The 15,014-nt window shown below is 63.3% G+C and carries 13 protein-coding genes and 1 pseudogene; 11 read left to right on the top strand and 3 right to left on the bottom strand.

Annotation, left to right across the window (positions count from 1 at the left end; translation table 11 throughout):
• Window positions 1-347 precede the first annotated feature (347 nt).
• Both RM533_RS12980 and RM533_RS12975 read left to right on the top strand, forming a co-directional pair.
• Complete coding sequence (locus RM533_RS12980; RefSeq protein ID WP_311341654.1) at window positions 348-752, top strand: hypothetical protein; 405 nt, start codon at window positions 348-350, stop codon at window positions 750-752.
• Complete coding sequence (locus tag RM533_RS12975) at window positions 749-1,672, top strand: cation diffusion facilitator family transporter (protein WP_311341653.1); 924 nt, start codon at window positions 749-751, stop codon at window positions 1,670-1,672. Before RM533_RS12980 ends, RM533_RS12975 begins: the two co-directional genes overlap by 4 nt.
• A 399-nt stretch (window positions 1,673-2,071) precedes the next feature.
• Here the strand turns inward: RM533_RS12975 and RM533_RS12970 are convergent.
• From RM533_RS12970 to RM533_RS12960, 3 genes and pseudogenes are all read right to left on the bottom strand, one after another.
• Window positions 2,072-2,190: pseudogene (locus RM533_RS12970) on the bottom strand (IS5 family transposase); the annotation flags it as partial.
• Window positions 2,191-2,287: 97 nt separating this feature from the next.
• Window positions 2,288-2,815: a VOC family protein gene (locus RM533_RS12965; protein ID WP_311341652.1), complete on the bottom strand. Its 528-nt coding sequence runs from the start codon at window positions 2,813-2,815 to the stop codon at window positions 2,288-2,290.
• 15 nt (window positions 2,816-2,830) lie between these two features.
• Window positions 2,831-3,001, bottom strand: coding sequence for a hypothetical protein (locus RM533_RS12960; protein WP_311341651.1), 171 nt, complete (start codon window positions 2,999-3,001; stop codon window positions 2,831-2,833).
• A 502-nt stretch (window positions 3,002-3,503) separates the two neighbouring features.
• Between RM533_RS12960 and RM533_RS12955 the strand changes: the two genes are divergently transcribed.
• The 9 genes from RM533_RS12955 (at window position 3,504) to RM533_RS12915 (ending at window position 14,936) form a co-directional block, all read left to right on the top strand.
• Window positions 3,504-5,051: an FAD-binding protein gene (locus RM533_RS12955; RefSeq protein ID WP_311341650.1), complete on the top strand. Its 1,548-nt coding sequence runs from the start codon at window positions 3,504-3,506 to the stop codon at window positions 5,049-5,051.
• Between the two features lie 436 nt (window positions 5,052-5,487).
• Entirely contained in the window at window positions 5,488-6,534 is a 1,047-nt protein-coding gene (locus RM533_RS12950; protein ID WP_311341649.1) for a zinc-dependent alcohol dehydrogenase, read from the top strand.
• A gap of 435 nt (window positions 6,535-6,969) precedes the next feature.
• Complete coding sequence (locus RM533_RS12945) at window positions 6,970-8,649, top strand: hypothetical protein (protein WP_311341648.1); 1,680 nt, start codon at window positions 6,970-6,972, stop codon at window positions 8,647-8,649.
• A gap of 149 nt (window positions 8,650-8,798) precedes the next feature.
• Window positions 8,799-9,941 (top strand): ABC transporter permease, encoded by a 1,143-nt coding sequence (locus RM533_RS12940; protein ID WP_311341647.1) that lies wholly within the window; start codon window positions 8,799-8,801, stop codon window positions 9,939-9,941.
• Window positions 9,938-10,759, top strand: coding sequence for an ABC transporter ATP-binding protein (locus tag RM533_RS12935; RefSeq protein ID WP_311341646.1), 822 nt, complete (start codon window positions 9,938-9,940; stop codon window positions 10,757-10,759). Before RM533_RS12940 ends, RM533_RS12935 begins: the two co-directional genes overlap by 4 nt.
• Complete coding sequence (locus RM533_RS12930) at window positions 10,756-11,766, top strand: HlyD family secretion protein (protein WP_311341645.1); 1,011 nt, start codon at window positions 10,756-10,758, stop codon at window positions 11,764-11,766. The genes RM533_RS12935 and RM533_RS12930 overlap by 4 nt, the downstream gene beginning before the upstream one ends.
• A 17-nt stretch (window positions 11,767-11,783) precedes the next feature.
• Window positions 11,784-13,232, top strand: coding sequence for an efflux transporter outer membrane subunit (locus RM533_RS12925; RefSeq protein WP_311341644.1), 1,449 nt, complete (start codon window positions 11,784-11,786; stop codon window positions 13,230-13,232).
• A gap of 44 nt (window positions 13,233-13,276) precedes the next feature.
• Window positions 13,277-14,428 (top strand): hypothetical protein, encoded by a 1,152-nt coding sequence (locus RM533_RS12920; protein WP_311341643.1) that lies wholly within the window; start codon window positions 13,277-13,279, stop codon window positions 14,426-14,428.
• Between the two features lie 367 nt (window positions 14,429-14,795).
• A complete protein-coding gene (locus RM533_RS12915; protein ID WP_311341642.1) occupies window positions 14,796-14,936 on the top strand; it encodes a putative RiPP precursor in 141 nt (46 codons plus the stop codon).
• Window positions 14,937-15,014: the final 78 nt, after the last annotated feature.

Here is a 15,014-nt window from a genome sequence, read left to right as displayed (position 1 = left end):
AACTGACCTCGTTCGACGATGTGGATCTTCAGTCGATTATAGACATATTTGCGCAAACAAACGCCCAGTCATCAGCTTTCGCCTGACGACTTGGCCGGGTGTCGGGCTGCGGTGCAGGCGTCCTGCCGCAGCCCAAGGCACCCGGGGCATGCATGCTGTCGTGCAACTGATCCGGCGAGGTCACACGTGGCGCGCCGTTTACAATCGGCCGCTGGCGGCAAACGACCGGCTCTGACCGCTGAAGGCCATTAGCGGACGTTCCGGTGCGGCATCTCCTTGAAGGAGAGCAGAAGGAACCGTTCTGCCGATACGGCCGTTCGAAGAGCATGCGCGCGTGTATGTTCCTGGTGGCTCTTTTGTTGCTTGCGGCCTGTGGACCTTACCCGCGCGATACAGCGGGTACGGTCGAGCGGATCGAGAGGACAGGCACTTTGCATGCAGGGCTGGTTGCCGGAACCGCAGATCCCGCTGCGGCAAAGGCGCTGACCCGGCAAGCGGCGCGACAATGGCAGGCAAAAGTAGCATGGCGCACCGGTTCTGCGAGCGCGCTCCTCCAGCAGCTGGAAGCAGGCGAGGTTGATCTTGTGGTCGGCGAATGGGCCAGATCATCGCCACTTGGAAACGAAGTCAGCCTGTCCGCGGCGATCGCCAGCGCTGAACCGTCCGATGCGCAGGAGCCTGCGTTGCGCCTTGCACGCAAACCCGGTGAAAACAGGCTGGTGACCGCAACCGACACGCTGGTGCTTCAGTGATTGCCAGCGGCAAAGTACCCGAGGAAGTGCGCAAGGGATTGCGCAAGGGCCGCCGCCTGTGCCTGTGGACCCTGTTCTGGATCGGCCACATCGCCATTCTGATGTACCTCGTGATGGGCCAGAGCCAGGCGATGAAGACGGCCTTCATCGAAGACGTGCTGAGCCTGGTGCCCGCGCTTGTTTTCCTGGTTGCCGCGCATCTGGAGACGAAGCCGGCAACGCCCAAATACCCGTATGGCTTCAAGCGGTTCAACAGCATCGCTTTTCTGATCGCCGCTACCGCTCTTTTGTCGATCGGCGCGTTCACGGCGTTCGATGCGATCACGACGCTCTTGATGAAGGAGCACGCAACGATCGGCGCAATCCAGCTTTTTGGTCAGACCTTCTGGCTGGGATGGCTGATGATAGCAGCGCTGATCTATTCTGCTGTCCCGCCGGTCATCCTGGGGCGTCTTAAAAAGCCGGTGGCGGTCAGCATCGAAGACAGAGTGCTGTTCACCGACGCACAGGCGCAGAAAGCCGACTGGCAGACCGCGCTTGCTGCTATTTTCGGCGTGCTGGGCATCGGCATGGGTTGGTGGTGGGCAGATGCAGTGGCGGCGCTGTTCATCTCGCTATCCATTCTGAAGGACGGGGTGAATGCGATCCGCAAATCAACCGGTGAACTGGCGGACGGCATGCCGCGCATGCTCGCGTCCGATCGCGTGGACGAAGAGGCGCAGGAAGTCGCAGCCAAGCTTCGTGCTGCTTACCCGCATAGCAGCGTGCGAATGCGTGAAACCGGGCGCTACATGCTGGCAGAGGTCGTGGGCGTGGATGCCGTTGGCGAAGCGCAGGTCGCCCGCTTCAGCCCGGCAGCGCGCCCCTGGCGTCTGGCACAGGTGAGCCTCGTGCCGGATGAGGGGCGGCGAGAGGCCTGAGGCAGCGCATCACTCCTCAGGCAGAATTTGAAGCATTGGATTGGACGCCTTCGTTCTGCACGCGCAAGGTCAGCACCCGCTATGCGGACGTGATGCCAGTGTCACATGAAGAACACCTGCTGACCAGGCGAAGCGGTTGGGAGCAGAAGGCAGGTGACCATTTGACAGCACCTGAAGGGATAGCCGTTCGGATGGCGTGCCGGCAGATGTTTGCACCTTCCGGAAGATGACTTCAGCCACCTCACCCCGAAGCCTTCAGCCTGTCATGATTCAATGTCCAGTTGCAGGTGATCGCTTCGGACACCCCGTGCTGCAGGACCAGATCCGCAGTGCCTGTGTCAGCCGCGGCTTCCTTCAGCATGCCGAGGATCTGCTCCGGGGTTGAACCTGTCCTTCATCTCTCGTGTCCATCTGATTGACGAACACAATGCCGCTCAGCACCCGCCTGTCGTCAATCCGCGGCTTACGGACAAACAGAATCGCAGACGCTCCACCTGTTCGTCCGTCAGGCAGTACAGGCACTCACGCACAGTCTCCTCACGAAGCTTGAGTCGGATCGCGCCTCTCCCATCATTGGGTCCTCACCCTGGACGGCCTGTCAATCCATCGGCCATCTCACAATCTGTCGAAGTCAATGATCTGCACCGGGTCACTGCCGTTCCAGTTCTTCGTCGCGGCAATGCCATCTGCGATCAGCTGGCGCGTTTGCGCACTTTCGATGAATTCGAAAAAGACGCCGGTTTCGCCGGGCATCTCCAGATAGGCAACACGGGTGCCCGGGCTTTCGGCACGAAAGGCAATTTGAAGTCCGTCCGCCAAGGCGTTCACAAGCAGCGCATCGAGATCATCGGTAAGCCACGCCACATGGTGCATCCCCAGAAGCGCTGTTCCGTCAGGCGCAAGATAGGGGCTTGCAGCGCCATTGGTGACATGGATAAGTTCGATCTGCGTGTCGCCTTGATAGGCAAGGCCAACGTCCATCCTGATCAACGTGTCGCGCCCGCGAAACTGTCCGGTCAGAGTGACGTTGCGAAACACTGTCCATGGCCCGACGCCCATGGTGTCGATCCAGCGCGCAATGCTTGCATCCAGATCATCCGTGACCATGCCGATTTGCGCAATCGGCCCGTATTTTGCTTTCACGATCACCTCATCCTTTCATGTCACACCAATACCCATGGCATCGATCGGGAAGACTGTCCGATCCATCCAGCCGGGAGCAGTGGCTGCTGCTTTCCTGCCCTGACTGACTGCGCCCTTACCGAACGTACGCCAACCGGAAGCGGCAGGCGCTCGCCGCCTGCACAGCATGGACCACGCGCGCGTCATGATCCAGCACCTTGTCTGATCAGGCGGTGTGTATCGCATGCGCCAAAAGAAGCCGTGGATTATTTCTCGGGCGCCTGGCTTGAAATTACAGCATCGGCCACCGCACCATTGATTGCTACAGCGGCGCTACCGTCGCTTGTCAGCGGCTGAACAGGCGGTGTCTTTGAAAACGCCTGCGGCCCTGTTCATCACAACGCGCCGTTCTGCTTGCCCATAGCCTTGGTAGGCTGCCGCCTGGGGCGCAATTGGCTGCAGGGGCGGTGTCTTGCGGCCATGCCATTCCCATCGCGTCCTGCCCGTCCCCGCTGAACATCGGGACGGGAGCCGCGGGCGGTCTGGACAAGACGCGTGTGCAGGTGAATGCTGGTCGCTCCGGTCAATTACAAATGATGGCACAAACCATGGCAAGCAGTGGAGTGAGAACAATGGCTCAGTTCCCGCTCGCTATGAAGCCCCGGCAAACGCGCCTCTGGCGCATCAGCAAAGTGGAGACGAGCGCGCGATGAACTGGGATGAAAGCTGCGATGTGCTTGTCGTCGGCTCCGGCGCCGGCGGTTTGACCGGCGCTTATGCTGCAGCCCGCGCCGGTCTGTCGACCATTCTGATCGAGAGCAGCGATCGCTTCGGCGGCACCAGCGCATATTCGGGCGGCGGTATGTGGTTTCCCGGCAATGCGGTGTTGCGCCGGGGCGGCGGGGATCATGATTTTGCTTCGGCGCGGGCGTATTACCATGAAGTCGTGGGCAACCGCACCCCGCGCGATCTTCAGGACGCCTACCTCGACACAGGTGCCGAACTGATCGAATTTCTGGAGGAGGATCCGGACCTGGCGTTTATCGTCCACCCCTGGCCCGATTACTTTGGTGCGCTCCCGACCGCGAGTGCGACCGGCCGGCATATCGCACCGGCGCCTTTGCCTGCAGCCAGCCTGGGTGCGCTGCGCAATGCGTTGCGTCCGACTCTGGGCGAAGAGCGAAGCGGCATGCCGCTTGCCGACGAGCTGGTGGCAGGGCAAGCGCTCGTCGGGCGTTTTCTCCTCGCTCTGTCCAAGCGATCGCATGTCGATTTGCAGTTGAACGCCGCGCTCACTCAGCTTGTCGAGGAGGACGGCAAAGTGCTTGGCGCCGTGATCCGCTGCCCGGCCGGACACAAGCGGGTCAAGGCCGGCAAAGGTGTGCTGATCGCCGCCGGCGGTTTCGACCATGATGCAGCGATGCGCGAGCGTTTCGGCGTGCCGGGGACGGTAAGCGGCGCAATGTCGCCGCCAAGCAATGATGGTGCCGCAATCAAGGCGGGAATGGCCGCAGGCGGCGCGGTCGACCTGATGGATCAGGCGTGGTGGTCACCCGGGCTGATGCGGCCGGACGGGCGCTCCACCTTTACGCTGGGCTTCGATGGCGGCGTGTTCGTCGATCAGGATGGGCAGCGTTTCATGAACGAATCCATGCCATACGATCGCAGTGGCAGAGAGATCATCGCGCGCATGGAACAGGATCTGCTGCGCCTGCCTTTCTGGCTGGTCTATGACAACCGTGACGATGGCGCGCCCCCGATCCAGTTTCCGAACCAGCCAATTGGTGAGCTTGACGATTATCGCGCGGCAGGGCTCCTGCGCAGTGGCGCAACATTGCCGCTGCTTGCCGCCGCAATCGGCGTGCCGGCCGTGGCTCTGGTGGCGACGGCGGACCGGGTGAACGAACAGGTCGCCTGCGGGATCGATGATGATTTCGGGCGCGGTGCAGAACCTTATGATCGCGTGTTTACGGAAGGACGCCTGCCGATGGACCGCATCGATCGCGCGCCGTTTCACGCAATGGCGTTCGGCCTTTCGGATCTGGGTACCAAAGGCGGCCTGCGCACCGACCGCGACGCACGCGTGCTGGACTCCAGCGGCAGCCCCATTGCCGGCCTTTACGCGGCGGGCAATTCGATGGCCGCCGTCAGCGGCACTGCCTATCCCGCTGGCGGCAACCCGATCGGATCAGGCATGGTGTTTGCCTATCGCGCAGCAAACCACATGGCTTGCGACCCCGAGAGGCAGAATACCTGAAGCAGGGTCGTCGGCAGGAAAGGGAGCTTGAACCAGCGAGGCGGCTTTGCGTCACCGGACAGCTTGGCCGCCCCGCCGGATTAGCCCCGCAAGTGAATGGACCGGGTTAGTTCATCAGGCTGCTCGATTACCCCGAGGGCTTCAGCTTGCCTTTTTCGGGTAAACAGACTGCTGACAACCGGCGATGCTTCAGGTGGTCCGCCGACGATGATAGGCACTGGTCCCGGCCCGTTTGCCATGCATGAAGACCAGCGCATTGGTTCTGAATAAGCTGCAAGAACGTTTGGCAAGGACGTCGCTCGTCCACCAGTCCTGCCCGAGCCGCTCCGGTGCGACGACTGCGCGCTCTGCGGTTCAACCGCGCCACCCTGATCCGAGTTGACGGCATCGATGTGGCGGCTATCCTTCGTTACTGCAGTCATTGAGAGGAAAACGAATGGTGCAGCAATTGTCTCCGCAAAGCATCATGGACATGGTCCGGGTTTCCGGTCCGGGTATGGTTTCACTCGATCCTGTACCAGTTCCGCAACTGGGATCCGGCGATGTCCTGATCGAGGTGGCGAACTGCGGCTTGTGCGGTTCCGACCTTGGCTACATCAAGGTCGGCGGTGTTTCTGCACCCTGCACGGAACCGTTCGGTCTTGGTCACGAGCTGTCCGGCACGATTGCGGCAGTCGGCAATGCGGTAAGCGGGCTTCGGCCGGGCCAGCGCGTTGTCGTCAATCCGATGGGCGACGGCAACATGATCGGCAGCGGCGCACCTGCCGGCGCCTTTGCTCCCTATGTCGTCGTGACCAACGCCACGCTGGGCGGAAGCATCCACCTCATCCCTGATCATGTATCCTTCGAGGCAGCCGCACTGGCCGAACCGCTCGCGGTGGCGTTGCATGCGGTGCGCAGGGCCGGCCCTCTTCCTGACGAGCGGATTGCCGTGTTCGGTGCAGGGCCGATCGGCCTTGGCATCATCCATTTTCTCAAGGCATCCGGCGTAAAGGACATCGTCGCCATCGACCTGTCCCCCACTCGTCTTCAGCGTGCATCCAGCCTGGGTGCAACAGCGACAGTAAACGCCGCCGAGGCGGATGTCGCCAGCGCACTAGGCGACGCGCACGGCCGCGGCGACCTGTTCGGGTGGCCTGTGGTCAACACCGGTGTTTTCTTCGATGTTTCGACCTCGCCCGGAGTGCTGCCGCAGATCGTTGGCGTGGCGCCGTTCCACGCCCGGGTAGTGCTGGTGGCGGTCCACCATGCACCCATCGCCATCGAGTGGAAGATGGTCCTTGGCAAGGAGCTGACGATCACGACCGCCATGGGCTATCCCGATGAGTTTGCAGACGCCCTGACAGCAATCGCGGAACCCGGCTTTGACGAGGACGCCTTCATCAGCCATCGATTTGCCCTGGCCCAGTTCCACGATGCTCTGGCTGCTGCCCGCGCTCGCGACGGTTCGGCCAAAGTCATGATCTCCTGCCAGCCATCCTGAATGGCTGCCGCTGCATGATGATGCCGGCGGCGGCACCTGCGCTGGCGAACTTCGTCACGGCAGGTAACCCGGCAACGCCTGATCGCACTCGAGCTTCGATCAGCATCCGTCAGGCTGCATGGGTCACACTGCACAAGGCCTTTTCATGAAAAAGCAGCGGGTGTTTCTGGAGAGCTGATCGGGCAACCACTGCGATCTCTCGTGGCTTTCCCGCTCGCGAGCTTGACGTGCAGCGTCTCTCGCCTCCCCGGCCGCGCTCTCGTCGTCCCGGCGCGCTTGAGGGTTCGCACGCAGGGCTTCGCACATGTGCTCGAGCACCAGCGCCGATGGATGGGCATTCCTGAACGATGATGATGGACGATTGCCGCACCAGCGTGCAAGGCGGTCACGCTGCGGCTTTGCGTTGGCAGTTCGGCACAGGAAGAAGGCGCCGCGATGGATCAGGGACGTGGTGAGTGGCCCATGCGGGCATGGCTGCTGACTTTCATCGGTATACTGGCAGGAGCGCTCTTCGGCCTGATAACTCAGGACAGCGGGCCAGAAGCGTTGTCGGATACGGTGCTCGGCACCTTTGTCGTGGCCGCCTTTATCGCGCTTGCGCTGTCTCTGGAGCGGCTGCGCTGGACCTGGGCGGTGGCTGCGTCGCTGGCAATCGGGGCCGTGCTTGCACTCGTTACCTGGAACTCCGCCTATCTGGTCGACAGTGACCTCGCTTACGGCTGGACTCCTGTATCGGCGGTGGTGGCCGCGCTGGTAATCCTCCCGCTGTTCCAGACGATCAGGGACGAAGGCGCGTTGCGCCTGCCGCCTCGACGGGTGCATGCGCATGTCTGGGCCGATTTCGTCATCGGCGCGGTTGGCGTGCTGTTTGTGGGTATCGTGCTGCTGCTGGCGGTATTGATTGACCAGTTCCTCCAGCTGGTGGGGATCGGCGTCATTGGCGAACTGTGGGAAACCGATTGGTTTGGCTATGCTCTGGCAGGAGGCGCATTTGGCGCGGTGGCGGCACGGCTGCGCGATCGGGCCAATTTGCTTGCCACCTTGCTCACCGTCAAATTTGCCGTGCTGGCGGTGCTGGCACCGATCCTGGCGGTGGCGATCGGCGTCTTTCTTGTCGCACTGCCATTTGGCGGGCTGGCGCGTTTCTGGACTTCGACCGGATCATCGACGGCAATTCTTCTGGCCTGTGCGCTGCTGGGCATCTGGCTCATGAATGCGGTGATCGGCAGCGAACGCAGCTTTGGCTGGGGCGCGCGTGCGCTGCGCGCTGCCGCACTCGTGCTGGCGCTCGCGATCCTGCCGCTGGCGATGATCGGCGCCGCGGGGCTGTGGGTGAGAGTTGACGCGCTGGGTCTCACTCCGGTGCGGCTGTGGGGTGCGATCACGATCATGGTGGTGCTTGCATGGGGTGCGGCCTATCTGTGGAGCGTGCTGCGTGCCCGCCGGCTGGACGAGGATGCGCTGTTCCTCGCCAATGTGCGCCTTGCCGTAGCAGTGGCAGTGCTGGCGCTTCTGCTTGCTGTTCCCATAGTGGACTTCGGCGCGATCTCCACCCGGTCGCAGATGGCGCGATTGCAGGCAGGAACCGTCAGCGTCGCCGATTTCGACTGGCGCGCGCTGGCCGATGATTTCGGTCCGGCGGGCCGGCAGGCGCTTGCGCGAACAGCAAGACAGGGCACGCCTGACGAACGTGCGGCGGCCCGATACGCATTGAGCCCCGCCACCGTCGTCCCGCCTCCGCAAGCGGCACACATGCGAATGATGACCGTTCTGCCCGCAGGCGCGAACGTGCCCCCTGCCCTCTTGCAGCACATCCGGAATGGCTGGACGTGTACCGATGGTCCGTGCACGCTTGCAATCCTTGCACAGGACATCGCCGTGCTGCGGTCGCTCACGTCCGATGGCATGAACGTGCAGACAGACGTATTGGTCCGCGATGCAGACGACGGGTGGGTGGCAGAAGGCGGCGGCCTCATCACCAGATTGGCGCAGGAGGCAATGACCCCCGGTGCCAGGGAGGACGCAGTGGCTTACCAGGGACAGGTGGAAGTGCGGTCCGTCAGGCGACGGCAGGTTTTCATCGCCGGCGAACCGATAGGACAGCCTTTTGAATAAGGCGGAGGCCGTGATGTTGCAGCTGGAGAAGCGCACGCCTCAAGTCATGACGTCGAGCGCTACGGGCATTTTGCATGCCCGGCCGCTGAGCAATTGCTTCCTCAGTTCGCAACTTTTGTCGGAATTGCCGGACAGGAGCTGCGTCTGACATGGGCTGGATCGCGATCAAGATGCTGACCGGCGACCGGGTGAAGTTCATCGGCCTGTTGTTCGGCATCGGTTTTTCCACATTGCTGATCACGCAGCAGCTGACGATCTTCGTCAATCTGCTGCTGCGCGGCGGCGCGGCGGTGGAAGCGGTATCGACCGCCAACGTCTGGGTGATGGACCCGGTCAGCCGGACGCCGGACCTTGCCTCCCCCATGCCCGATACCGCGCTTGACCGGGTGCGCGGGGTGCCGGGCGTGGCCTGGGCGGTGCCGCTCATCCGCGCCAATGCCGTCGTCAAGACCGCCGGCGGCGACCTTGAAGGGGTCAGCGTGGTCGGCGTCGATGATGCAACCTTGATCGGACTGCCGCGCACGATGCTTTACGGCACCGCCGATGCGCTGGCCGAACCTGATGCGGTGTTCGTCGATGGCGTCGGCTCCGAGCGGCTGTTCGGCGTGGGCAGCGACCCCATCGGTACGCGCCTTGAACTCAACGATCAGCGCGCGATCGTGCGTGGCGTGGTGGACGTCAATCCGACGTTTACCTCCACCGTGGTGCTCTACACCCGCTACTCCAATGCCCTGAAATATGTGCCCGGCACGCGCAACCGGCTCACCTTTGTCATCGCGCGTGCCGCACCCGGCGTGACACCTGACGCGCTGGCGGCGCGGATCGCCGCGCAGACCGGGCTGAAAGCACGCACCTCGCAGGAATTTGCCCGCGACGGCGTAGACTTCATCATCGAGAACACCGGCATCCCCATCAATTTCGGCATCACTGTCGTGTTGGGCTTCGTCGTCGGCGTGGCGATCGTGGGGCTCACCTTTTCCCTGTTCATCCGCGACAATATCAAGCAGTTCGGCGCGCTGAAGGCGATCGGTGTCACCAATGCCAAGATCAGGGGCATGGTCGCAACACAGGCCGGGTTGGTCGGGCTGGTGGGCTATGCCATCGGCCTGTTCCTCGCCACCTTGTTCATCGTCATCGGCACTTCGGGAACAGGCGGCGCGTTCAAGGGCTTCTTCATTCCCTGGCAGATCCCGGTCATGACAGCGGTCATCGTGCTGGTGATGATCATGCTTACAGGCTGGCTCGCGCTCCGCTCGGTCCTGAAAACCGAACCGGCCGAGGTGTTCAGGTGAGCGCCGCCATCCAGATCGCCGGGGTCAGCAAGGATTTCCCCGTCGGCGACCGCAGCGTCCGGGTGCTGCACGACATCACCATAGACCTGCGCGCAGGAGAGCTCAACTTTCTGGTCGGCGAAAGCGGGTCTGGCAAGACGACGCTCATTTCCATCGTGGCCGGCATCCTGTTTCCGACCGAGGGATCGGTGCGCATCTTCGGCACCGACCTTTACAGCCTGTCTGACACGCAGCTCGTCAAGTTCCGGCTGAAGAACATCGGCTTCATCTTTCAGCAATACAATCTCATCCCCACGCTCACCTCTGCGGAAAACGCGGGCGTGCCGCTGATTGCGGCGGGGATGCGCCGGGACAAGGCGACGCAACGCGGGCGCGCCGTGCTCGACCGGCTCAACATCGCTGATCAGGCAGACAAGCTGCCGCGCCAGCTTTCCGGCGGACAGCAGCAGCGTGTCGCAATCGCGCGCGCGCTGGTCCACGAACCGCGGCTGGTGGTGTGTGACGAGCCGACCGCCGCGCTCGACGCCGGATCGGGCCGCAAGGTCATGGACCTACTGCGCGAGGTGGCGCTGGCCCCTGACCGCGCGGTCATCATCGTGACGCACGACAACCGCGTGTTTGACCTTGCCGACCGGATCGTCGGCATGGAAGACGGGCGGATCACGCATGACGGGACGCAGATGCCGGATGATAGCCACGGCATTGGCCGGGATGACACAGATGATGGCGGCATACGCGCCAGTTCAGAAACTGGTCGCAAGCGATCCGCTGCTGCTGCACCAGCCCCTGCGCCGATTTCCGCAAAGGCCACGACATGAAGAAGCTCTCCTTTGCCCGGCAGGTCCTGCCGGTGCTGGCCCTGGTGCTGATCGCGCTGTCCGCCTGGTTCATCTGGGGCGGCCAACCCGAGGACGGTTTGACGCAGCCGGCCATCACTCCGCCCACCACCCCTGCCGGGCAGGTCGCTTCGGTTGCCGGCGTGGGCGTGGTGGAACCATCGAGCGAGGTCATCGCCATCGGCTCCAACCTTGCCGGCATTGTCACCCGCGTGTTTGTCGAGGAAGGCACGCAGGTGGCGCAGGGCCAGCCGCTGTTCACGCTCGATGACCGGGAGGCACGCGCCGACATTGCCGAGGCCGTGGCCCGTGTCGCCACCGCCCGCGCGCAGGTAATGGAGGCAGAGGCCGCGCTGGCCGTCGCAAGGCGACAGGACGCGCTTTACGCCGATATCGAGGACGACCGGGCCTTCTCCCGCCAGGAGCTGATCGCCAGCGGCGGCGATGTCTCGACGGCGCGCGCCCGGGTCGCCTCTGCGCGCGCCGGGGTTACGGCGGCTGAGGCCGCACTTGCTGCTGCGCGCGTCACTCTGGCACGGCTGACCGTGGTCGCACCGCGCACCGCCGAGGTGCTGGCGGTCAACACCCGCGCGGGCGAATATGCAAGCGCCGGCCCTGCTCCCACTGGCGGCGACCCGCTGATGGAACTGGGCGTCACGCGCCCGCTCCACATCCGTGTCGACATCGATGAGGATCAGATCGCGCGGGTGGCGATTGGTGCGCCTGCCATCGTTTCCCCGCGCGGCGATGCGCAGCGCCGGATTCGCGCTCCTTTCGTGCGCGCTGAACCCAAGATCAGCCCCAAACGCTCCTTGACCAACGCCGCGACTGAACGAGTGGACGTCCGCGTGCTGCAATTGCTCTACGTCGTGGAACCCAGCACCGACCTGCGGGTCGGGCAACAGGTCGACGCTTTCGTTCCTGCAGGAGCAGGTCGCGGCAATGGCAGCCGTGCCGGCAGCGCGCCGCAGACCGACGGTGCGCAGTGAGAGGCGCAGCGGTCCTGATGTCGGTGCTGGCGTGCGCACTTGGCGGATGTGCCACGATCGAGGCTCCCGTACGGGCACCGGTGACACTGCCCGACGCGTTCCTGCTGGCCCCGGTGCCGCAGGATGAACCGCTGGACCTGCGTGCCCTGCTGCCGGTGAGTGATGCTGCCTTTGTCAAGCTTAACCAGGCGGCGATGGCAGGTGCGCCGACGCTGGAGGCGGCACTGGCGCGTATCGAACTGGCGCGTGCCGAGCTTGCCGCCGCGCGCGCCGGGCAGCGGCCTGACATCCGCGCATCAGGCGCGATCACGGGCCGGCGGATCGGCGCACAGCAGATCGGATCGCTGCCATCCGGTGTTCCGCTTGATCGCGAGAACGTTCTTTTTCAGACCGGCATCGAGGCGAGCTACGACACCGATCTGTTCGGCGGCCTGCGCGCCTCGGCCCGTGCGGCACAGGCGCGGCTGAGCGCCGCCGGGGCCGATGCGCGCGCGGTGCGGCTGGCGTTGACAGGAGACATCGCAACCGGCGTCATCGCCTGGCGCGCCCTTGCCGAACAGCTGATCGTGGCAGAAGGTGACCTGGAGCAGGCCAACGCGCTGGTCGATATCACGGCCGAACGGGTGCGGGTTGGCGTTGCCTCGGACACCGACCGGGTGCGCGCCGCCAGTCTGGCCGCGGATGCCCTGACCCGGATCGAGGCAATTGGCGGCGAACGCGCGCAAGTGCTGGGCCAATTGGTGACGCTGACTGCACTGCCTGCACAGCAGGTGCTGCCTGTGCTACAAACAGCAGCGCCTGACCCCGCCTTGCGCCCGGTGGATGCAGCAGTGCCAATGGACATCCTTCGCAACCGGCCCGATGTGCAGGCGGCAGAGGCGCGGCTGCGTGCCGCTGACGCGGAGATCGCGGCAGCCGCCGCAGCACGTTTTCCGCGCCTGACGCTTTCCGCCTTGGCCGGGCTTGCTGCCCTGACCGCAGGCGATCTGTTTGGCAGTGATGCAATTACCGGCTCGGTCGGGCCGACACTGGCAGGCCCGCTGTTCGATTTTGGCCGGGTAGCGGCACGCATCGACGCAAGCGAGGCGCAGGCTCGCGAGGCGTTTGCTCGATACCGTCGCAGCGTCTTCGTCGGGCTGGGAGAGGCAGAGACGGCGTTTGGCCAGATAACGTCGGCTGACCGGCAAGTGGCGCAGCTGACTAGGCAAGTGGCGCTTGACGAGGATGCTGCCATGCTGGTGGCGATCCGCTATCGCAATGGCGTGGAAAGTTTCGTCGGCGTCGCAGAAGCCCGGCGACAGGCATTCGCCGCGCGGCAAAGGCTTGCGGACGCCAAGGCCCGGGCACGCACGACCCGCGTCGCCCTGTTTCGTGCACTGGGCGGCGCAGAGGACATGTCCGACAGACAAAGAGCACCGGGCGCGTCGGACGCGGCGGACCCGTCCCGTCAGGGAGAGACACCATAGCTGAACTACCGGGCACATCAGACGCTGCCTATACAGTGGGCGTCATGACGATGGAAGTCGAGGGGCGGGATTCCTCCTCCTTTGCCGCCGTCGTGCAGGATGCGGTCGCCATCCTCGACAGCACATTTGCCAGCGAGCCCCTGCTGCGCACGCAGACGATCGGCTTTGCAGGGCCGCATCTGACGCCCGGTGCCGGTAATTACGCGCCGCTTGATTTTCTGGAGATCGCGCTGGCAGAAAAGCTTGATCGTGGCCTGCCGTTCCTGCTGATTGTGACCGAAGTCGATCTGTCGTCCTCTTCGCTTGCCTATACGCTGGCATTGCCCAGTCAGCTGACCAATATCGCGATCCTGTCGACACGGCGGTTGAGCCCGGCGTTCTGGGGCGATGTTGCCGAAGGCGCTGCCGATCAGGCAACAACGGCAGCGCGTCTGGCAGCGCTGATGCTGCATTCCTTCGGCCATCTTGTCGATCTGGCGCATGAGCCGGACCGGCACAATGTGATGTACCGGCTGGAAGGGGTCGAGGATCTCGATCGCATGATCGAACTGACACCAAAGCAATTGGCGACGGTTCGCCGAGTGCTGCCGCGTGAGGCGCGGGAAAAGTCGGCTCGCGATCATCGCCTGCGGTTTGTTCTGCGCACGCTTGTGCATGATGCAGGTGCAATCGCGCGCGCGGTGGTGCGCGCCAATCCGTTCCGGCTCCTGACAAAGATGCCGACCATGCTGGCCGCGGCCTTGTCAGTAATCGTCGTGCTGCTGTTCAGCGCCGAAACATGGGACGTCGCAGCCGCAGTGTCTGTCCCGCAGATCGCGCTGTTTTCGCTGATGTGCATGGCCGCTGCGGCATTTGTCCTTTACCGCGCCTTTGCCTTTGACGCATTGCTCAGCCGGGACCGCCGCATCACGCAATCCAGCATTGTCACCACAGCAGCAACCGTTCTGTGCCTGCTGTTGACCCTGTTCGTGATGTTCGTGTTCTTCGGCGGGCTCATGTATGCTGTCACTCTTACGGTGTTTCCGCGCCCGCTGATGGAAGCGTGGCCCACAGATGGAGCGGCGACCACGACGCTCGACCATGCCAAGCTCAGCATGTTTCTGGCGGCAATGGGCGTGCTGGCAGGCTCCCTCGGCGGGCGCTCGGACAGCCGCGACCTGGTTCGCGCTGTGCTGTTCATTACTGAAGAGACGTGACTGGACGAGGCCTGCAGGTGGCGGCTGAAAGCCTGCTGTGTCAGCGTGGAATTGATGCCCGGCAAATGACGGCAGTAATGAGCGCTCACCCGTGCGGTTCGCTACAGGCGCTGCGGAAATGCGGTGCTGCGCGCGTCCTTCGCAGCTTGCAAGATACAGGGTTCCTGAAAATTTTCCGCACCGTCCCGCTATGAAACAAAATGCAAAATCAGACGTTTACACGCAGAATTGGCAGCTGTGTTCATTGCCAGGACAGGATAGGTGGCTTATACAACGTTCCAGCTACACGGGACTGGGTAGACAACATGTGGTTTTGCCAGTCGTCCCATGCAGAATCTGCATGACTACTACAACAAGGAAAGCAGATATGAACAAGCCTACTTACGAACGCCCCGAAATGGTTGAACTCGGTTCTTTCGAATCGATGACCCAGGCGGCAACTACGGGCAGCATGCTTGATGCAGCATTCCCCGCAGGAACACCTGCATCGGATCTCACCTTCTCCTGAAGAAGGGTTTTCCGCTGACAAAAGAACGGTCGCCGAAAGGCGGCCGTTTTTGTTGCAGCATTGGCATGCTGATGCTGT

This window comes from Croceicoccus esteveae, from assembly GCF_031846435.1.
GTDB classification, from domain to species: domain Bacteria; phylum Pseudomonadota; class Alphaproteobacteria; order Sphingomonadales; family Sphingomonadaceae; genus Croceicoccus; species Croceicoccus esteveae.
This window is presented reverse-complemented; position numbering and strand designations above follow the sequence as displayed.

Coding starts and splice junctions, on each gene's coding strand:
- RM533_RS12960 (WP_311341651.1), bottom strand. CDS start 3,001: ATGACGCGCGCGTGGTCCATGCTGTGCAGGCGGCGAGCGCCTGCCGCT.
- RM533_RS12955 (WP_311341650.1), top strand. CDS start 3,504: ATGAACTGGGATGAAAGCTGCGATGTGCTTGTCGTCGGCTCCGGCGCC.
- RM533_RS12950 (WP_311341649.1), top strand. CDS start 5,488: ATGGTGCAGCAATTGTCTCCGCAAAGCATCATGGACATGGTCCGGGTT.
- RM533_RS12945 (WP_311341648.1), top strand. CDS start 6,970: ATGGATCAGGGACGTGGTGAGTGGCCCATGCGGGCATGGCTGCTGACT.
- RM533_RS12940 (WP_311341647.1), top strand. CDS start 8,799: ATGGGCTGGATCGCGATCAAGATGCTGACCGGCGACCGGGTGAAGTTC.
- RM533_RS12930 (WP_311341645.1), top strand. CDS start 10,756: ATGAAGAAGCTCTCCTTTGCCCGGCAGGTCCTGCCGGTGCTGGCCCTG.
- RM533_RS12925 (WP_311341644.1), top strand. CDS start 11,784: ATGTCGGTGCTGGCGTGCGCACTTGGCGGATGTGCCACGATCGAGGCT.
- RM533_RS12920 (WP_311341643.1), top strand. CDS start 13,277: ATGACGATGGAAGTCGAGGGGCGGGATTCCTCCTCCTTTGCCGCCGTC.
- RM533_RS12915 (WP_311341642.1), top strand. CDS start 14,796: ATGAACAAGCCTACTTACGAACGCCCCGAAATGGTTGAACTCGGTTCT.